The 19,057-nt window shown below is 40.8% G+C and carries 18 protein-coding genes; 14 read left to right on the top strand and 4 right to left on the bottom strand.

The window, feature by feature from the left end; all coding sequences use genetic code 11:
• The first annotated feature begins 19 nt into the window (after positions 1-19).
• Together ACMX3D_RS12535 and argH are read left to right on the top strand one after the other, a co-directional pair.
• Positions 20-226 (top strand): hypothetical protein, encoded by a 207-nt coding sequence (locus tag ACMX3D_RS12535; protein WP_482751732.1) that lies wholly within the window; start codon positions 20-22, stop codon positions 224-226.
• A gap of 62 nt (positions 227-288) precedes the next feature.
• Complete coding sequence (gene argH, locus ACMX3D_RS12530; RefSeq protein ID WP_482751731.1) at positions 289-1,680, top strand: argininosuccinate lyase; 1,392 nt, start codon at positions 289-291, stop codon at positions 1,678-1,680.
• 207 nt (positions 1,681-1,887) lie between these two features.
• On the opposite strand, the gene ACMX3D_RS12525 is transcribed toward argH, so the two are convergent.
• Positions 1,888-2,052 (bottom strand): hypothetical protein, encoded by a 165-nt coding sequence (locus tag ACMX3D_RS12525; protein ID WP_009457656.1) that lies wholly within the window; start codon positions 2,050-2,052, stop codon positions 1,888-1,890.
• Positions 2,053-3,050: 998 nt separating this feature from the next.
• On the opposite strand from ACMX3D_RS12525, the gene ACMX3D_RS12520 reads away from it, so the two are divergent.
• Both ACMX3D_RS12520 and ACMX3D_RS12515 read left to right on the top strand, forming a co-directional pair.
• Positions 3,051-3,545, top strand: coding sequence for an NUDIX hydrolase (locus tag ACMX3D_RS12520; protein ID WP_482752329.1), 495 nt, complete (start codon positions 3,051-3,053; stop codon positions 3,543-3,545).
• Positions 3,546-3,632: 87 nt separating this feature from the next.
• Positions 3,633-4,454: an alpha/beta fold hydrolase gene (locus ACMX3D_RS12515; protein ID WP_482751730.1), complete on the top strand. Its 822-nt coding sequence runs from the start codon at positions 3,633-3,635 to the stop codon at positions 4,452-4,454.
• A 399-nt stretch (positions 4,455-4,853) separates the two neighbouring features.
• Here the strand turns inward: ACMX3D_RS12515 and ACMX3D_RS12510 are convergent, their stop codons facing one another.
• Complete coding sequence (locus tag ACMX3D_RS12510; protein ID WP_482751729.1) at positions 4,854-5,630, bottom strand: pantothenate kinase; 777 nt, start codon at positions 5,628-5,630, stop codon at positions 4,854-4,856.
• 99 nt (positions 5,631-5,729) lie between these two features.
• Here ACMX3D_RS12510 and ACMX3D_RS12505 point away from each other — a divergent pair, with 99 nt between their 5' ends.
• Positions 5,730-7,454, top strand: coding sequence for a diflavin flavoprotein (locus ACMX3D_RS12505; RefSeq protein WP_482751728.1), 1,725 nt, complete (start codon positions 5,730-5,732; stop codon positions 7,452-7,454).
• A 57-nt stretch (positions 7,455-7,511) separates the two neighbouring features.
• On the opposite strand, the gene ACMX3D_RS12500 is transcribed toward ACMX3D_RS12505, so the two are convergent.
• Positions 7,512-7,685: a hypothetical protein gene (locus tag ACMX3D_RS12500; RefSeq protein ID WP_482751727.1), complete on the bottom strand. Its 174-nt coding sequence runs from the start codon at positions 7,683-7,685 to the stop codon at positions 7,512-7,514.
• Between the two features lie 36 nt (positions 7,686-7,721).
• Here ACMX3D_RS12500 and ACMX3D_RS12495 point away from each other — a divergent pair, with 36 nt between their 5' ends.
• The 4 genes from ACMX3D_RS12495 to ACMX3D_RS12480 all read left to right on the top strand — a co-directional run bounded on the left by ACMX3D_RS12495 (position 7,722) and on the right by ACMX3D_RS12480 (position 13,472).
• Positions 7,722-8,156, top strand: coding sequence for a hypothetical protein (locus tag ACMX3D_RS12495; RefSeq protein ID WP_482751726.1), 435 nt, complete (start codon positions 7,722-7,724; stop codon positions 8,154-8,156).
• Between the two features lie 105 nt (positions 8,157-8,261).
• On the top strand, positions 8,262-10,319 hold the full coding sequence (locus ACMX3D_RS12490; protein WP_482751725.1) for an NACHT domain-containing protein: 2,058 nt from the start codon (positions 8,262-8,264) through the stop codon (positions 10,317-10,319).
• A 435-nt stretch (positions 10,320-10,754) separates the two neighbouring features.
• Positions 10,755-12,467 (top strand): diflavin flavoprotein, encoded by a 1,713-nt coding sequence (locus tag ACMX3D_RS12485; protein WP_482751724.1) that lies wholly within the window; start codon positions 10,755-10,757, stop codon positions 12,465-12,467.
• Between the two features lie 111 nt (positions 12,468-12,578).
• Positions 12,579-13,472, top strand: a complete 894-nt coding sequence (locus tag ACMX3D_RS12480; protein ID WP_482751723.1) for an SDH family Clp fold serine proteinase — start codon at positions 12,579-12,581, stop codon at positions 13,470-13,472.
• A gap of 110 nt (positions 13,473-13,582) precedes the next feature.
• Here ACMX3D_RS12480 and ACMX3D_RS12475 read toward each other — a convergent pair whose 3' ends face one another.
• A complete protein-coding gene (locus ACMX3D_RS12475; RefSeq protein ID WP_482751722.1) occupies positions 13,583-14,305 on the bottom strand; it encodes a peptidoglycan-binding domain-containing protein in 723 nt (240 codons plus the stop codon).
• A gap of 251 nt (positions 14,306-14,556) precedes the next feature.
• Between ACMX3D_RS12475 and ACMX3D_RS12470 the strand changes: the two genes are divergently transcribed.
• The 5 genes from ACMX3D_RS12470 (at position 14,557) to ACMX3D_RS12450 (ending at position 18,957) form a co-directional block, all read left to right on the top strand.
• Positions 14,557-16,002 carry a hypothetical protein gene (locus ACMX3D_RS12470; protein ID WP_482751721.1) on the top strand — a complete coding sequence of 482 codons (1,446 nt, stop codon included), beginning with the start codon at positions 14,557-14,559 and terminating at the stop codon, positions 16,000-16,002.
• 210 nt (positions 16,003-16,212) lie between these two features.
• Positions 16,213-16,674 (top strand): ribosome maturation factor RimP, encoded by a 462-nt coding sequence (gene rimP / locus ACMX3D_RS12465; protein ID WP_482751720.1) that lies wholly within the window; start codon positions 16,213-16,215, stop codon positions 16,672-16,674.
• Between the two features lie 219 nt (positions 16,675-16,893).
• Positions 16,894-18,207, top strand: a complete 1,314-nt coding sequence (gene nusA / locus ACMX3D_RS12460) for a transcription termination factor NusA (protein WP_482751719.1) — start codon at positions 16,894-16,896, stop codon at positions 18,205-18,207.
• 147 nt (positions 18,208-18,354) lie between these two features.
• Positions 18,355-18,618, top strand: coding sequence for a YlxR family protein (locus ACMX3D_RS12455; protein WP_482751718.1), 264 nt, complete (start codon positions 18,355-18,357; stop codon positions 18,616-18,618).
• A 195-nt stretch (positions 18,619-18,813) separates the two neighbouring features.
• Complete coding sequence (locus ACMX3D_RS12450; protein WP_482751717.1) at positions 18,814-18,957, top strand: hypothetical protein; 144 nt, start codon at positions 18,814-18,816, stop codon at positions 18,955-18,957.
• Positions 18,958-19,057: the final 100 nt, after the last annotated feature.

Below are 19,057 nucleotides of genomic sequence, written 5' to 3'. Positions count from 1 at the left end.
GACTTCACGGGGATTTGATATGAACTACCTGAACGATTATACATTTCAATTATTTTGGCATTTACCTATGAATGCCATAGTGCTGGCACAACAAATTACTGACCCTAATCTGCTCGGACAGGTACAAAAAGCTTGGAATCACTTTGTACAGACAGGTCAAATTTGGGCTTTGCTGATTGGTTTGGTGATTGGTTGGCTGTTTCGTAATCTTACCAGCTACGGTTGACATGAATGGGGTGTAAATAGTAGGGATTAGAGTATTTGCCTACTCCCCATTCCCGTTTTTTTATGACGCAACAACAAACTTGGAGCCAGCGATTTGAATCAGCACTGCATCCGGCGATCGCTCGTTTTAATGCCAGCATTAATTTTGATATTGAATTAATAGAATACGACCTGACTGGTTCTCAAGCTCATGCCAAAATGTTGGCGCATACGGGAATAATTTCCCCAGAGGAAGGCGAACAACTTGTTGCAGGTTTAGAACAAATTCGCCAAGAATATCGTCAAGGCAAATTTCAACCAGGAATTGATGCTGAAGACGTACATTTTGCCGTGGAAAAGCGACTTACAGAAATTGTCGGCGATGTTGGTAAAAAGTTACATACAGCGCGATCGCGCAACGACCAAGTAGGTACAGATACTCGGCTTTATCTCCGCGACCAAATTCAGCAAATTCGTCACCAATTGCGGGAATTTCAACAAGTTTTGCTAGATATAGCAGAACAAAACGTTGAAACTCTGATTCCTGGCTACACCCATTTACAACGCGCCCAACCTTTGAGTTTAGCCCATCACCTTTTGGCTTACTTTGAAATGGCGCAACGCGACTGGGAACGCTTGGGTGATGTTTCTCGCCGAGTCAATATTTCACCATTGGGATGCGGTGCTTTGGCTGGAACGACTTTTCCGATTGACCGCCATTACACCGCCCAATTACTCAATTTTGATAATGTTTATGCTAACAGCTTGGATGGAGTGAGCGATCGCGATTTTGCGATCGAATTTTTGTGTGCTGCCAGTTTAATTATGGTTCATCTCAGCCGTCTTTCGGAAGAAATCATTCTGTGGGCATCGGAAGAATTTCGCTTCATCACGCTCAAAGATAGCTGTGCAACTGGTTCTAGCATTATGCCGCAAAAGAAAAATCCCGACGTACCAGAATTAGTACGCGGCAAAACTGGGCGTGTCTTTGGTCATCTTCAGGCAATGTTAGTTATTATGAAAGGCTTGCCTTTGGCATATAACAAAGATTTACAAGAAGACAAAGAAGGTTTATTTGATGGCGTTAATACAGTCAAAGCTTGTTTAGAAGCAATGACAATTTTGCTGCGCGAAGGATTGGAATTTCGTAGTCAGCGCTTGGGTGAAGCGGTTGCAGAAGACTTTTCCAATGCCACAGATGTAGCAGATTACTTAGCAGCAAGAGGTGTTCCTTTCCGTGAAGCCTATAATCTCGTAGGCAAAGTAGTAAAAACTAGCATTGCTGCGGGTAAACTTTTGAAGGACTTAACATTAGACGAATGGCAACAATTACATCCCGCATTCGCCGCAGATATTTATGATGCGATCGCACCTCGTACAGTTGTCGCCGCCCGTAACAGTTATGGCGGTACAGGTTTTGCCCAAGTCAATAAAGCAATTCATACCGCCCGCACTCAAATCAGGGAACAGGAATAAAAGCCTTTCGGTGTCTAAGTTTTATTATTTACCAATATCCTAACTACCTTGGCTATTGCTATAAATCATAAAATTTCAGACTAGCCTGCGGCAAGCCGCTAAAAGCGTCTACAGACTTTACACTTCACACTTCAAAAAATAAGGGCGTACAAGATATACGCCCTTCAAATTAGAATCACTTAAAGAATCAGAAATTAAGCAGGCTGCTTACTCAGCATCAATTGCTGCTGCGCCTTCATCTTCCTCACTCTTAGGTGGTCTTTGCTGGAACCTTCTTTGCATTCTTCCCGTTGTAGTCCGTTTACGAAACTTTCTGGCGTATGCCTGGTTCCGTAGCGCCTTTTCTTTTTTCGGGTTACGGCGCTTAGCCATGTTCACCTCATGAATAAACAACAAAAAAAGATAAACTAGGCATCTCTTAGGCATTATCAGCTACTAGTGCTGATGCTATTGATATGATTTTCCCCTAGTTTAACAGTCTAGATACTTTCTTTGAACAGCATACAATTATATCGTCTTCAATTTTATCATGTCAATATAGATTTTTGATTCTTTCTGTAACTTGACCAATTTGCCAGACTAAAATAATAGTAAAAAGGAAAAATATTTTTAAATTAAGAATATATATAGAAAAAGTATATCTATCGGCTAAAAATTCAATAATGATTCTAAATGCTCAGGATAAATATTGTAGAATTTGCTGGCAATTTCTCACACAAAATTCTTAATTTTTAGAGAAGTTTGGATTTTTTCAACAATAAAACCAATTATTCCTAATAATTAAAATTTATATTTTTAACAAAAATTAAAAGATAATATTGCTTGTTTATTCCCTTAGTGAAAATAATGTATATAGAAATACAAAAACTTTGTTTTAACCAAATGCTAAAATTGAGCTATCATACAAAAACTATTAGATGATATTTGAAAATTATCAGGTATTTTGCTTGATGTGCCTAGTCTACACCAACCAGAAATCAACAGTTGTCAGTTAGCCAAGCCTTGCGGCAATTCCTCTTTGGAAAGACCTAACTAAAAGATTGTAGATTTAAATACTTCCTCATTATTTGAAGGAAAGACAGTCTAAGTGTAGATGTATATTAAATTACTAGTAGCCATGATAAAAGGCCTACACTAGAAAAAACGAAAAAGAGGCTAGAGTCAAGAGAATAAAGAGTAAAATTTTACTTTGCACTCAGCACTCAAAACTCAGCACTTTTTTCAGTTAAATCAGCCAATACTTTTCAAATATCCTCTAACAATAAAATCCCCAAGCACAAGCATCTTTGTGTGAAACAAATCTCAATCATTAGCTATTTGAGTGAATGCGAGTGCAGGAAATAAAAAAACATAACACCAATATTTTCAGCTTGAACGTTCTGGCTTTTTTTGCAGCAGTTGTCCAGTCTACACGCGGTTTATGGCGCTATGGACAAACAGTATTAGGTATTATCTTCCGCCATCCTATTACTGGTACAAGTATTATTCCGATATTACCCGATGGTCGAATTGTATTAATTCGGCGGCGAGATAATGGACTTTGGTCATTACCAGGAGGAATGGTAGACTGGGGAGAAGACATCCCCAGTACAGTTCGCCGAGAATTAATAGAAGAAACTGGACTGGAGTTAGTAGAAATTAAACGTTTGGTAGGTGTTTATTCTGCGCCAGACCGCGATCCTAGAATTCATTCGATTTGCGTCGTGGTGGAAGCAGAAGTACAAGGGAAAATGGAAATTCAAGATGCTTTAGAAGTCATGGAAATCCAAGCTTTTTCTCCCAGTGCTTTACCGACTGGGCCTATGTCTCATGACCATTCCCGACAGCTACAAGACTACTTAAACGGTTTGACGACACTAGCGTAACAATATTTTAGATTTTAGCTTGGGGATTTAATTGCAAAATCCAATATAAAAACTACAATCAGCTATGATGTAATTTTTATATACAAGATGGATACGCTATTACGTAACTCCCGCAGAAAGCTGTCGCAAGGATTATTATTTTGGAGTGAGGCTGGTCAAGGTATTCCTGTGGTTTTGTTACATGGTGCTTGGAACGATAGCAGCCAATGGTCTTCAGTTATGGAAAAGTTGGCACAAAATTTCCATTGCTTTGCACCAGACTTGTTAGGCTTTGGTGAGTCCGATAAGCCTAACGTTCATTATTCGATAGATTTACAGGTAGAGTCTATAGCTGAACTACTACAAGCTCTGCGGCTGGAAAAAGTATACTTAGTAGGCCATTCTCTTGGAGGTTGGATTGCAGCAAGTTATGCTTTGAAATATCCAGAACAAGTTGAAGGTTTAGTACTATTAGCGCCAGAAGGTGTAAACATAGAACAACAAGAAAAGCGTTGGCAGAAAATGAGGAAATTAGTAGAACTTTCACCACTATTAGTCAATATTTTAAAATTCCTCAGACCTTTAATTAAAATGCTGGGTTGGCAAGAGAAAATAGAGCAAGATTTAGAACAACGTCAAATTTGGTTGCAATATCCAACAGCTTGTCAGCTATTATTCCACAGACAAACACCAGAAATTCAAGCAGAGTTATTGCAAGATAAATTATATTTAATTGAAGTTCCAGTTTTAATTTTGCAAGGTGGGCAAGATTCTTTTGATGCTGTGTTTCAAAGCCAAACTTATAAACAATTAATTCCACAAGTAGATTTTAAATTAGTGGCTCACGCTGGTAATGATTTGCCAGAAGCGTGTGCTGGAATTGTGGCGGAAGAAATTCGAGATTTTATTAATACAGTTAAACTGATTTAATTATATAAAGTGGATGAAGTTCAATTTGAAACTTTTGTATCCCAAAGAATATTGACTATCAGGGAAGTAATACAATTATTTTAGTAGGTTGAGTGAAATGAAATTGAACCCAACATGAATTAAGACTTTGTTCTGACTTTTCACGGGATCTGGAAAACCCCTCTCCAAACCTCTCCCCTATAAGGAGGAGCCACTGCGTTGGGCGGCTCTGCCGACTCCCTCAGTGGCGTTAGAGGCTTTGATTCTTGCTCCCCTTCCCTTGTAGGGAAGGGGTTGGGGGTTAGGTTTTATGTTAGCTTTTCCACATAGCGTGAAAAGTTAGAACTTTGTTGGGTTACGCTACGCTCCACCCAACCTACTATTCTCATGCTTGCTTGGGTATTTCTTAGTAAGTCAATATCAATTATCAGTCGTTGCTATTCCCCAAAAAATTAAATTAGGTTCTACAATTAAGCCTGCTGTAATTTCTGGATATAAATTTTGCATATAGTTAATTAGTAAAGTGCGATCGCCTCCTTTAATCGCAACTTTACTATTAGGAAATATATCCCACCACGCTGTAATAAAATCTTTGATTCCTGCTAATAAAGTGTAAATTACTCCACTTTGAATTGCTTTTGATGTATTCAGGGCAAAACGTGGTGGTAAAGATGTAAAATTTGGCGTTTCTAACTGTGGTAATTGACTTGTTTTTTGACCTAAAGTCGCAAATTGTAAACCGAATCCTGGCAGAATTGCACCGCCAACTAATGCTTGCTGACTATCTGCACCTGTAAAAGTAAGTGCAGTTCCCGCATCAATGACTAATATCGGAAATCCCCAATGTGTTCCAGCACCCCACAAAGCTAAAGCACGGTCAATTCCTAATGTGGGATAGGTATTTTTTAAAGGTATGTCCTCTAAGGTAATCACCCGAACATTGGGGTAAGTTTGCCAAAGTGCTGTTTGACTGGGAACAACGGAAGCAATTACCAGGGGAAGAGGACAGGGAAAGTTAAAAATCTCTGCTGGGAAATTATCTACAGTTTGCCCGTTACCCAACTGCTGTATAACTGAATCAGGTAGATAGTCTGTATTCCACGTACAATCAAGGGTTTCGCCTACGAATAACGCCCAATGCAGGCGGGAATTACCTATTTCCAAAGCCAACCAAGGTTTCTGTATACGCGGTTTCACACTTTTGACTTATTTAAGTTTTTTAATAAAAATTTACATTTAAACCGTGTCAAAATAGAAGAAGAGGAATAAATACTCATTGTATTCAGGAGGGGAGTTATGGTATCGCTCACCGAAAAAACGGAAAAACGGCTGACTATACAGACTGAGGAAATTGCTCAAGATACGACGGCAATTCGCTCTCTAGATTGGGATCGCGATCGCTTTGATATTGAGTTCGGTTTACAAAACGGTACTACCTACAACTCATTCCTGATTCGCGGTGAGCAAATTGCCTTAGTTGATACCTCCCATGAGAAATTCCGCAAACTGTATTTTGATACCCTGACAGGATTGATAAATCCTCAAGATATCAATTATTTGATTATCAGCCACACCGAGCCAGACCATAGCGGCTTAGTGAAAGATTTGTTACAAATGGCTCCAGAAATTACAGTTGTCGCCTCGAAAGTAGCAATTCAGTTTTTGGAAGATTTAGTGCATCAGCCATTTAAGCGGAAGATTGTGAAAAATGGCGATCGCTTAGATTTAGGCAACGGTCACGAGATAGAATTCGTAATTGCGCCTAACTTACACTGGCCTGACACAATATTTAGCTTCGACCATAAAGACCAAATTCTCTTCACCTGCGATGCTTTCGGAATGCACTATTGCTCCGATGCAACCTTTGACGAAGACTTAAAAACTATAGAAGCCGACTTTAAATATTATTATGAGTGCTTGATGGGGCCGAATGCGCGGTCGGTGCTATCTGCCTTAAAGCGCATGGGAGAATTGCCAGCTATTAAAATGATTGCTACAGGTCACGGGCCGTTACTCTATCACAACGTTGAGGAATTAACCCAACGTTACCGCAAATGGAGTCAAACCCAAGCCAAACCAGAAACCACCGTTGGTGTATTTTACGTTTCTGAATATGGTTATAGCGATCGCCTCGCCCAATCAATTATTAACGGGATCAGCAAAACTGACGTAGCTGTAGAAATAATAGATTTGGGTTCAGCCACAGATTTGCAAGAATTACGCGAACTGGTTGGACGTTGTTCTGGGTTGGTAATTGGTGCGCCTCCTGCAACTGGTGATACCATTGCTCAAGCTGCACTCAGCACAGTGTTAGGCTCTGCCAAAGATAAACAAGCCATTGGTATATTTGAAACTGCTGGCGGTAATGATGAGCCAACTTACCCCCTATTGAATAAATTCCGGGCTTTGGGACTGCACGTAGCATTCCCCGTGATTCAACTTAGCGAAACACCAAGCGAAAACATTTATAAGCAGTGTGAAGAATCAGGTACAGACTTGGGACAATGGGTAACACGCGATCGCAGCATCAAAGCCATGAAATCCCTAGGTGCAGACTTAGATAAAGCCCTCGGTAGACTCAGTGGCGGATTGTATATTATCACTGCCAAAAAAGGCGATGTATCCAGCGCGATGTTAGCTTCTTGGGTAAGCCAAGCCAGCTTCAAACCCTTAGGTTTTTCCATTGCAGTAGCGAAAGATCGGGCGATTGAATCATTAATGCAAGTAGGCGATCGCTTCGTGCTAAATGTCTTAGAAGAAGGCAATTATCAAACACTCATGCGCCACTTCCTCAAACGGTTCGCCCCTGGCGCAGACCGCTTTGCAGGTGTGCGTACCCAACTGGCTGAAGATGGTACACCCATCCTCGCCGACGCTTTAGCATACATGGAATGCGAAGTAGTTAGTCGGATGGACTGCGGTGATCACTGGGCAGTATACAGCACCGTTGACGGCGGACGAGTTTCCAAGCCTGAAGCATTGACAGCTGTGCATCATCGTAAGGTGGGAAATCACTACTAAGGAATTGTGAAGTCTGAAGTCTGAAGTCTGAATTTTATAAAAGCGATCGCTGTCTTCTTACCGGAATGGAGCGATCGCTTTTATTCTGTTTGAGTTTAGATAAGGGCGATCGCACTTCATCTTACCCGAATTGGTAAAGTTTCGTTCTGTACAATTGACTAAACAGCCGCAAAGAGCGATCGCCATCAGGTTTAGCGCATCAGTAATAAATGAATAACAGCTAAAAAACACTGTATAGTTTTAACTAAACTGCAAATATTCAAAGTTATGGTTGATCCTGTAACCTTTGCTGCTGCCTTAGCGATTGCGAAACTCGCCTGTGGTAAATTCTTTGAATCGAGCGTTGGTAAGTTAGGGGAAAAATTTACCGAAGTTGGATTAAACAAGATTGATCAACTTTATCAAAAGATTCGCACAAAACTTGGTGGTAATGCTAGTGCGGCTAATGCCTTAAAAGCTGTAGAAAACGGGAACGAAGAAGAATTACAGACATTGGCTGTATATTTACGCGATGTGATGAACAATGATAAGGATTTTGCGGCAGATGTTCAGAAAATCGCTGACGAGATAGAGATTCACAAGGTTGAAGATAACAGCCAAATGACTCAGGTTAACAGAGATAACGCCACTGGTTATCAAACAAAGACTGGCTCCCATAATACTAACTTTTTTGGCGGCACTCACCATCACGGCGAGACTTGACTACAGTCGTCCCCAGGGGAGGATGGGACAAAGTTAACTCCTGATGACTGGCGTGAAGTCTGTCGTGAAATAATTGCAGAACGGCGCAAGCTGACAACAAATCCTTTGGCAGCAACTGAAGGCGTAATGCTGCAAGTTGATGATGTTTACGTACCACTGGGATTAGTTGAGCGTAAAAAACCACCCAAGCGTAAGGATCAGGATGATATATCTCCAGAACAGGGTTCAGAACTGTATAAGGAGACAGAAATCACCAAAACATTTGAGCATGGTGCTTTTTTAGAAGAAGTTATCAAACAAAAGAACACACCGAAAAGTCAAGGTAAGCGAATTGCAATTATTGGTGAACCAGGCGCAGGAAAAACAACACTATTACAGCAAATTGCTGATTGGGTATCCCGTGAGATTCAACAGTCGATTGTCATTTGGGTATCTTTAGCAGATTTGCGCGGCAAGGAACTAAAAGCTTATCTGTTTGATACTTGGTTGACTCAAGTGGCTGAAAAAATAGGTAAAGCTGAAGCCACTCAACAGCTAAAGAATGATTTTGTGGATTTATTGAATCAAAAAAATGTCTGGCTGCTGCTAGATGGATTAGATGAAATGTCTGCATCTAATCCTTTAACAGAAATTTCACATCAATTCCAAAAATCAGGTTTAATTTCTCAATCGCGAATTGTTTTAACTTGTCGGGTTAATCTGTGGGATGGTGGCAGTAATGCCCTTGATGATTTTGATATTTATCGAACTTTAGATTTTTCTTATCCAGAACATGTAGAGAGATTTATTGATAAATGGTTTAATAAAATTGAAATTCCTGAAACGGGGAAGCAGTTATGCAATGCGCTGGAAGAGCCGGGTAAAGAACGGATTAGAGATTTAGTGAAAAATCCTCTGCGGTTGACATTGTTGTGTTTAAATTGGCAATCGGGAGATGGAAATTTACCCGATACACAGGCGGGGCTTTATCAGCAATTTGTTGATGATTTCTACAAGTGGAAAAAAGAAGAATTTGCTATAAACTCTCACCAGCGTCAGCAACTCAATATCAAATTAGGGGAATTAGCAAAAGTAGCAATAGATCAAGAAGCAAACCGTTTTCGCTTACGTCAGGATTTTGTTAGTCAGTTTTTGGGTGATGCGGATGATGAAAATTCACTGCTGAAATTAGCACTTAACCGTGGCTGGTTGAATCAAGTAGGGATAGATATAAATAAAAAACCTGTTTACGCTTTCTTTCATGCTTCATTTCAAGAGTATTTTGCTGCTAAAGCAATTGATGACTGGCATTTCTTTCTCAACCATGTTGTCAAAAATCCCAGTCAAGGAACTTATCGCATCTTTGAACCGCAGTGGAAACAGATAATTTTACTGTGGTTAGGAAGAAATGAGCTAGAAAAAGAGTGTAAAGATGTATTTCTAAATCAGTTAATAAAATTTGATGATAAATGTGGAGTTTTAAATTTTTACTGGTCACAAGCACATGAATTAGCTAATTTTGGTCTAAAGGAATTTCCAGAATCTAGCTTTAATGAATGGGTTTTAGATAGAATTGAAGAAGACGGCGAACCAGTTTATATTCGTCATTTTGATGCAATACCTGAAAAAATAGTTGAAGCTTATGAATATCCAATAGATATAGTAGGGGATTACTATAAAGTATATCAATGGCTAGATATAAATCTAACAATACAAATTAGCAAAGAGTTAGGACTGAATAAAAACTACTTTGGCGAAGAAAACTTAAAATTACAATATAGAGCAATCCAATATAAATCCTATGATCAATATGTATATGAAATGATGAAAGTACTGGAAGAAAGAGAAAGAAAATGGAATGATTTTATTTGTAAAATTAATCAATCAAGTTTTAATATTCTGGATGCTTTGAAACAAAAATTATCACTGAATTCTACCAATACAGATGAATTATTCGCAGAATTACTAAAGATGCTTCAATCAAAGCATGACTTTATAACTGGTTGTTCAATAGTTGAAGGTTTAAAACAAATACTGCAACAGGACAAGAAAAAAGAACATTTTTCATTTATAGTTAAAGCTTTAAGCAAGTATGTTGGAAAACAGCATCTTGATCCGTACAGTTGGTGTTTACATATAGTAAAATTTTGTGCATGTCGTTATCACCGCAGAAGTTGTCGTTAGAAATGAAGTTTGTGTCGTAACGACAGCTTGTTTATTTGTGGTAAACGCTTATATTGTTGTTAACAAAACTTAAGTAAAACTTATCAATTATGTTTTGTCGTAACGACAGTTTGTTTATTTATGACAAACCTTCAATCTATCTGTCTCAATCTTTTGGTGAGTTGTTACCGTAGAATGAGTGTGGCAGCAAGTATGGTTTTATTTTAACAGCGTTGTCTTTGACTATCGCTTTCGCAAATCCAAACCTAAGAAAGATGCGCCAGATATCTGCAATTAATTTTGTTATCTTCTTCATAAGAAAAGCTTAAAATTTAATCAACTAAACTAAGCTTTAATTTAGATGGGTACTCTTTTGCTGCAATTGTGGACTCATATATAACAATTGCTGTTTAATTCATAATAAATTCTTAAAAATAAAGAAGTTATTCAAAAATTATGCCAGCTACTAAACCGCGTGACGTGCAAATACTGCCCATTGCTACCGATACAACCTTACTGCGATCGCGCAGTTGGGCAAGGTTAAGATTTGAAATAGAATATGCCTTAGCTAAAGGGACTACAGCTAACTCTTATTTAATTCAAGCTGACAAAATTGCTTTAATTGACCCGCCAGGGGAGACTTTCACGCAAATTTATCTGGATGCGTTGCAACAGCGCATTGATGTCAAAGCAATTGATTATGTCATTCTCGGTCACATCAACCCTAACCGCGCTGCCACTTTAAAAGCTTTATTAGAAATTGCACCACAAATTACCTTTGTTTGTTCTAACCCAGGGGCGATAAATTTACGCGGTGCATTAGAAAATCCCGACTTACCAATTATAGTCATGCGGGGGGAAGAAACCCTAGATTTGGGTAAGGGACATAACTTGCAATTCATTCCCACACCCAACCCCCGCTACGCTGACGAACTCTGCACCTACGACCCCCAAACCGAAATTCTCTACACAGATAAACTATTTGGGGCGCATATCTGCGGCGACCAGGTATTTGATGAAGGTTGGGAAATCATTAACGAAGACCGCCGTTATTATTATGACTGCCTCATGGCTCCCCATGCGCGGCAAGTAGAAACAGCCTTAGAAAAACTGGCTGATTTTCCTGTGCGCTTGTATGCGACAGGACACGGGCCTTTAGTACGTTACGGCTTAATTGATCTGACCAAAGCTTATCGCCAATGGAGTCAACAACAAACATCTGCTGACTTGACAGTAGCCTTAATTTATGCATCGGCGTATGGCAATACCGCAACCTTAGCCCAAGCGATCGCGCGTGGCATCACAAAAGCGGGTGTAGCTGTAGAATCAATTAACTGCGAATTTACCGAGCCAGAAGAAATCCGTGCGGCTGTGGAAAAGTCGGCTGGTTTTGTCATGGGTTCCCCAACTTTGGGCGGTCATGCACCGACACCTGTACAAACAGCTTTAGGGATTGTTTTATCCACAGCAACTAATAATAAACTTGCAGGTGTATTTGGTTCCTTTGGTTGGAGTGGCGAAGCAGTAGATTTAATTGAAAGCCGACTCAAAGATGCTGGCTATCGCTTTGGTTTTGATACCATCCGCGTCAAGTTTAAACCCGATGATGCTACCCTGCAATTGTGCGAAGAAGCCGGAACCGACTTTGCCCAAGCATTGAAGAAAGCTAAAAAAGTGCGATCGCAAAGTGTACCCGCCACAAACGTTGAACAAGCAGTTGGACGCATTATAGGTTCTTTGTGTGTGCTGACAGCCAAACAAGATGATCGAGCCAGTGCCATGTTAGCCTCATGGGTAGCGCAAGCCAGCTTTAATCCGCCAGGGTTAACTATCGCCGTTGCCAAAGACCGGGCAGTAGAACCACTCACCCACTCAGGTAATCAATTTGTCCTCAACATTCTTAAAGAAGGCAATCACATAGGGTTAATGAAACATTTCCTCAAGCCCTTTGGGCCAGGACAAGACCGATTTGCAGGTGTCGCCACCGAAGAAAGTACAAATGGCTCTCCTATCCTCGCAGATGCCTTAGCATATTTGGAGTGTAAAGTGCAGAACCGGATGGAATCAGGAGACCACTGGCTAGTTTATGCCACTGTAGAAAACGGTAAAGTTTTAAATCAGGATGGTGTGACAGCTGTACATCATCGCAAGTCAGCAACTCATTATTAATAATGTGCTGAAGTTATGTGAAATGTGAGATAAACCCCTAGATAGACTTGCGATCGCCCAAAGATTGTCACAATTAATGACAAGAACAGTTATTTTTGGACAATCAAACCTATGGGCTTCGGTATTGGTGATTTATTCTGGATTTTTCTGCTTCTATCTTCTCTACAACCCATCTGGCAAAGGCGGCAGATCGAATATCGGCGGATTCGCAGTCTCCATGAATTCCAGCAGCAACGCAAAAGTCGCGTGATTTTGCTGATACACCGTCAAGAATCTATCAGCCTACTGGGTATCCCCATTTCACGCTACATCACAATTGAAGACTCAGAACAAATACTACGGGCAATTCGCCTCACCCCTCCAGATGTTCCCATTGACTTGATTCTGCACACTCCTGGTGGTTTGGTACTTGCTACCGAACAAATTGCTAGGGCATTAATTCGTCATCCTGCAAAAGTCACAGTTTTCGTACCCCACTACGCCATGAGTGGCGGCACAATGTTGGCATTAGCTGCTGATGAAATTGTGATGGATGCTAACGCAGTCTTGGGGCCAGTTGATCCTCAATTAGGTAACTACCCAGCCGCCAGCATTTTGAAAGTAGTTAAAGATAAACCTATCAGTGAAATTGATGATCAAACTTTGATCATGGCAGACTTGGCAGGTAAAGCCATTCAGCAGGTACAACGCTTTGTGCGGACTCTGCTCAAAGATAATATGCCAAAACAAAAAGTTCAACCAGAAAACATTGAACCGATTATCGAAGCTTTAACAACTGGACGTGTCACCCACGACTATCCCGTCACCGTTGAAGAAGCAACAGAAATGGGGTTGCCCGTCACCGTCGGACTACCCCGTTCCATTTACGATTTGATGGATTTGTATCCACAACCACAGGGAGGACGACCCACCGTACAATACATTCCCATGCCTTACGATGACCGTCGTCCTATTTTACCCACACCCAAAGGCAGACCTTTAGAAGAACCTAATCAAAGACTCTAGGTATAGACAAGTGCTGAGTGCTGAGTTGACAGTGCTGAGTATAAACCTAGTAGTATCAAAACTTTTAGCAATCAGCAATTTCCTAATCTATGTGACTACAGCTATAGCACTTAGGGTGTCGGTGTTGGTGTAGGGGTTGATGTCGCCGTTGGTGTCGCTGTTGGCGTAGAAGATGGTGTTGCCGTTGGTGTTGCTGTTGGGGTTGCCGTTGGTTTTGCTGTCGGTTTCGCTGTCGGTTTCGCCGTTGGTGTCGCTGTCGGTTTCGCTGTCGGTTTCGCCGTTGGTTTAGCCGTTGGTTTTGCTGTCGGTTTCGCTGTCGGTGTTGCCGTTGGTGTTGCCGTCGGTTCAGGTTTAGGCTGACCTACAATTTCCTTAGCTTCTGCATTTAGCTTTTGACGGAGTGCTAAATCAGCAATTCCTGTTTCTGGAAGCTGATTTTTTTTCTGATACTCCTTAATCAACTCTACAGTCCGAGGGCCAAAGAATTGATCACGAGGCAGAGGCTGATTTGGTTTCAGTACCGCATTTAAATTTGCTTGCAGAATTTGCACAATGTTAGCTGCAAAGTCTTGGGTTTTGGGGCCTGCTATGCCATCAACCCCAAGTTTGTAGCCTTTTTGAAAATCACGAATTGCCTTTTTCGTTTCTTCATCTGTCAGAGGTGTGTTCGTGACTTTAACTTTGTAACCTAGCCCCTGCAACACAGCACGCAATTCTTGTGGCGTATAGTTACGTTGACGTGCAGCAAAGGTACTGTTAGAAATCAGTACACTGGAAGTTACTAAACAAGTAGCAGCAATAATTGCGCTAGTTTTACTAAACCCACACCACATATCTCAAACTCCTTGCAGTTAAGTCAGCATTATATAGAAATTAACAGTTGCATTTTACTTTTCTTGAAGTCTTTTTTCTCAAGGTTTAATTATTTGTGATTAATTAACATCCTGTTAATTAAAATTAACTAATATTGCAATAAAATTTTTCCATCTTTCTCAAGAAGTATTTATATTTCCTATTACCTAGTATCAACTCCCTAGTTAGGTTATAACTAAATACTTAAAACTTGTATAATCTAAAACTAAAAATGGTTAATCAAAAATCACCACAACAAAAAAACCTTTGGTTTGAAAGATTGATGGCACTACTTGCCACAGTAAATTTAGGCTTAGTTGTGTTTGATTTGACTTATGTACAATGGCGTGATTTTTACTTGCGGAGATTACCCAAAATTACCCAAATTTACGATCCAATTAAGGGGATTGAACCACATAGAGAAACGCAAAATTATTTAAAAACAGTAGAGGCATTAAAAGAACAGGTCAGCCAGACAGGTTTAACATCCCCACAGGCGAAGGGAAAGTTAATGGAACTGAGTCGCCTGAGTGTCGAAATGATTGATAGCAATCCATTTGCCGGGGTTGGCAAGAGTGGTACTCTAGAAAAAATTAAAAACCGGATGCGCGATCGCGTCGGTAATGATTCTGCAAAGCAGTCCTTTGCTACTTTCTGGAGTCCAGCTTACCTATCCAAAAATGGCTGGAATCAAGAAATTACCTTTTTTAATCAAAAAATTAGTCCTTTAATTGCCAGTAACTACTACCGTCAAATTGGGGAAAATAGCGACTATTTTGATGCTTTCTGGCGAATTGACCTGCCATTTATCACTATATTTGCCATCGAGTTTCTGGCACGCATCTTTTATATCAAACGTCGCCATCTGGGTTATGGCTGGTTAAATGCGATATTAGAGCGTTGGTACGACATATTTCTGCTATTACCATTTTGCCGATGGTTGCGAGTTATACCTGTAGTTGTGCGCCTTGACCAAGCAGAACTATTAAATCTCCAGCCATTGCAGCACCACATTAATCAAACAGTTGTAGCAAATTTTGCCGAAGAACTCACAGAAATTGTCGTAGTCAGAGTTATCAACCAAATTCAAATTTCCATCAAACAAGGTGATTTTACCCGCTGGATTGCGCAACAAGAAAACTTACGTCCCTATGTCGATATCAATAATGTCAATGAAATAGAAGCGATCGCCACAATTTTAGTCCAAACCGTCGTCTACCAAGTTCTCCCCAAAATTCAACCTGATTTAGCTGCAATTTTGCGCCACAACATCGACAGTGTATTACATCAAGTTCCCTTTTACCGCAACTTACAAGGATTACCAGGAATAAGTCAAGTCCAAACCCAACTGGGCGAACAACTAGCAACTCAAATCACTAGTACCTTGTACAGTGCCATCGTCAGTGCTGTTGAAGATTCTGTCGGTGCAAAACTCACAACTCAACTCGTGCAAAGCTTCACCAAAGCTTTAAGCAGCGAAGTGCAGCAAAAACAGGTAGTTGCTGAAATTCAAAGCTTACTGTTTGATTTCCTCGAAGAAGTCAAGCTGAACTACGTCAAGCGCCTATCGCAAGAAGATATAGACGCAATCGTCGAGCAAACCAGACAATTAAGAACACAACCATATATTCAACCAATAGTAGAGAAAAGTTCTGCGATCGTCGAAAAAAAAGTATGAAGTGTGAAGTGTAAAGTATGAAGTATGAAATTTTATGCTTCTGCCTCCTGCCTCCTGCCTTCTGCCTTTTAACCATTGACTATTGACTCTGAAAGAAATGCGCTACACTCAATTTAGGGCGAACTATCATCAGTTCGTTACAAGACTTCTTGGAAGATATCCCTATCGCAGGAAGTGGGTCGAAGCCCACTTTTTTTATTGAAATTTCGCATGACTCATCCTTTAGTCCCACAAATTATTGATTTGGCGACACCAGTAGCAGAACAACTGGGATTAGAAGTCGTTGGCGCAGTTTTTCACACTAACCAACGTCCACCAGTATTGCGGGTAGACATTCGCAATCCCCAGCAGGATACTGGTTTGGATGATTGTGAAAGGATGAGCCGCGCTTTAGAAGCCTGCTTAGACGCGGCGGAGATCATTCCAGATGCCTATGTTTTGGAGGTGTCTAGTCCAGGTATTTCGCGGCAATTGGTAACTGACAGAGAATTTATTTCCTTCAAAGGATTTCCTATAATTGTCACCACTTCGCCACCCCACGACGGACAACCTGAGTGGCATGGTCAGTTGATTCGCCGGGATGAAACCAACATTTATTTAAATCAAAAAGGTCGTGTAGTAGAGATACCTCGTTCTCTCATTACTAGGGTGCAACTAGACGAACGTCGGTAAACGAGGAATTAGGGACTAGTACAAAAAGGCTGAAGTATAAAGTCTGAAGTATGAAATAAAGAAACCCAAGTCAGCTTTTCAGCGATTTATCATGGGTACTTTATTGGCTCAGAAGTGTACTAGGGGCTAGAGGAATGCTCTCTAATCCCTGGCTATTAATGCTTAATTCTACTGCCTACTACCTACTCCCTATTCCCTGATTTTTAAAGGAGATTGCTTATGTCAATGGTTAGTCTACCAGGATTAAAAGAATTAATTGAAAGTATTAGCCGGGAGCGAAATTTACCTCGTCTAGCAGTTCAATCAGCGATTAGAGAAGCGCTGCTGAAAGGTTATGAACGTTATCGCCGTGCGCAAAATTTAGAACGCAAGCAATTTGATGAAGATTACTTTGATAATTTTGAAGTCGAACTAGATATTGATGAAGAAGGATTTCGCGTTCTTTCAACCAAAACCATTGTTGAAGAAGTTAGTAATACCGACCATCAAATTTCCTTAGACGAAGTGCAACAAGTCGCCCCAGAAGCACAATTAGGCGATTCTGTAGTTTTGGATGTCACCCCCGACCAAGGAGAATTTGGTCGGATGGCCGCTATGCAAACCAAGCAAGTCCTGGCGCAAAAATTACGGGATCAACAACGCCAAATGGTGCAAGAAGAGTTCCAAGATTTAGAAGGAACTGTACTGCAAGCCAGAGTTTTGCGCTTTGAAAGACAATCGGTAATTTTGGCAGTTAGCAGTACTTTTGGTCAGCCAGAAGTAGAAGCCGAATTACCAAAGCGAGAACAACTACCAAACGATAACTATCGAGCTAATGCCACCTTTAAGGTATATCTAAAGAAAGTTTCCCAAGGTCAACAGCGGGGGCCACAACTTTTGGTATCTCGTGCTGATGCTGGGTTAGTAGTTTATTTATTTGCCAACGAAGTCCCAGAAATTGAGGATGAAGTAGTGCGGATAGTCGCCGTAGCGCGAGAAGCTAATCCGCCATCGCGTTATGTCGGCCCCCGCACGAAAATAGCTGTAGATACATTAGATCGGGATGTTGACCCAGTAGGCGCTTGTATTGGCGCTAGGGGATCACGAATTCAAGTAGTAGTTAATGAACTACGCGGCGAAAAAATAGATGTAATTCGTTGGTCTCCAGACCCAGCAACATACATTGCCAATGCCTTAAGTCCGGCTAGGGTAGATGAAGTTCGCCTGATGGATCCCGAAACTCGGCAAACTCACGTATTAGTAGCCGAAGACCAACTGAGTTTAGCAATTGGTAAAGAAGGGCAAAACGTTCGCTTAGCAGCTCGGCTAACAGGTTGGAAAATTGATATTAAAGATAAAGCCAAGTACGATCACGCAGGTGAAGATGCGAAATTTGCAGCCGCTCGTGCTAAAGCTCAACTAGAGCAAGAACAGATGGAACTAGAGGAAGATGACATCGAACTAGAAGATGATGATATGGAATTAGAAGAATTAGAGGAGGAAAATCTACAAGAATTAGAAGATGAAACTTATGACCCCAATGAAGAAGAGTAATTTATTAGCATTGGTCAGTTCTGCTAATATTTACCTCAGTCAGAGTTTTAATAATTACTTGAGAAAAGATGAGGTATAAGTCAAAGATTAGCTATGCTAACTTAACTATCACCTGAAGATTTCTGACCTCATGCCTATAAAAAACTGATGAAACCGAATTATCGGCGTTGTATTAGTTGTCGCAAAGTCGGCTTGAAGCAAGACTTTTGGCGAATTGTCCGCGTCTTTCCGTCTGGAAAGGTACAATTAGATGAGGGCATGGGGCGTTCTGCCTATATTTGTCCGCAAGCAAGTTGCTTGCAAGCGGCAAACAAAAAGAATAGATTAGGGCGATCGCTACAAGCATCAGTGCCAGAAACACTGTATCAAACATTGTGGCAACGTCTAGCCCCAAGTCATCAGCAAAATTAAATATCAGGTTGAAAAAACTTTGTGGCGGTAATCTCCAGAGGTTTGTGCCGAAAGCCGAACTACTCGTGCTGAAGACACACCCTCTGCAATTGCTGGGGTTAGTGCCAAAATAGTAAATGGGTGTAGTTAGCAAGCGGCTCTTTAATTTAAAAAGGAACGAAGCAATACTCCCAAAAAGTTTTACTCGATTGTGTTGTGGAAGACTCAGAATCAGCAAAACAAAAAACTACAGAATGGCAACCTGGTAGCGCTCAGGCGCAGTTCGGCATCAAAAGTTCCAATAAAAATTTTTTATGGGAGCTTGTCAACAGCCATATTTGGCAAAGATGCCAACGTTAACCCGAAACATCTCTCTTTCCTGATTGGAGGCACCGGCAAAATTACCAAGGGCAACCGAAAAACAGTGATCTAAGGATGGAGATGTCGCACTTCCAGGCAA

This window comes from Anabaena sp. TISTR 8404 (assembly GCF_056847745.1).
This window is presented reverse-complemented; position numbering and strand designations above follow the sequence as displayed.

Coding starts and splice junctions, on each gene's coding strand:
- ACMX3D_RS12495 (WP_482751726.1), top strand. CDS start 7,722: ATGGTTGATCCTGTAACCTTTGCTGCTGCCTTAGCGATTGCGAAACTC.
- argH (WP_482751731.1), top strand. CDS start 289: ATGACGCAACAACAAACTTGGAGCCAGCGATTTGAATCAGCACTGCAT.
- ACMX3D_RS12515 (WP_482751730.1), top strand. CDS start 3,633: ATGGATACGCTATTACGTAACTCCCGCAGAAAGCTGTCGCAAGGATTA.
- ACMX3D_RS12455 (WP_482751718.1), top strand. CDS start 18,355: ATGAAACCGAATTATCGGCGTTGTATTAGTTGTCGCAAAGTCGGCTTG.
- ACMX3D_RS12475 (WP_482751722.1), bottom strand. CDS start 14,305: ATGTGGTGTGGGTTTAGTAAAACTAGCGCAATTATTGCTGCTACTTGT.
- nusA (WP_482751719.1), top strand. CDS start 16,894: ATGTCAATGGTTAGTCTACCAGGATTAAAAGAATTAATTGAAAGTATT.
- ACMX3D_RS12485 (WP_482751724.1), top strand. CDS start 10,755: ATGCCAGCTACTAAACCGCGTGACGTGCAAATACTGCCCATTGCTACC.
- ACMX3D_RS12505 (WP_482751728.1), top strand. CDS start 5,730: ATGGTATCGCTCACCGAAAAAACGGAAAAACGGCTGACTATACAGACT.
- ACMX3D_RS12480 (WP_482751723.1), top strand. CDS start 12,579: ATGGGCTTCGGTATTGGTGATTTATTCTGGATTTTTCTGCTTCTATCT.
- ACMX3D_RS12525 (WP_009457656.1), bottom strand. CDS start 2,052: ATGGCTAAGCGCCGTAACCCGAAAAAAGAAAAGGCGCTACGGAACCAG.
- ACMX3D_RS12535 (WP_482751732.1), top strand. CDS start 20: ATGAACTACCTGAACGATTATACATTTCAATTATTTTGGCATTTACCT.
- rimP (WP_482751720.1), top strand. CDS start 16,213: ATGACTCATCCTTTAGTCCCACAAATTATTGATTTGGCGACACCAGTA.
- ACMX3D_RS12470 (WP_482751721.1), top strand. CDS start 14,557: ATGGTTAATCAAAAATCACCACAACAAAAAAACCTTTGGTTTGAAAGA.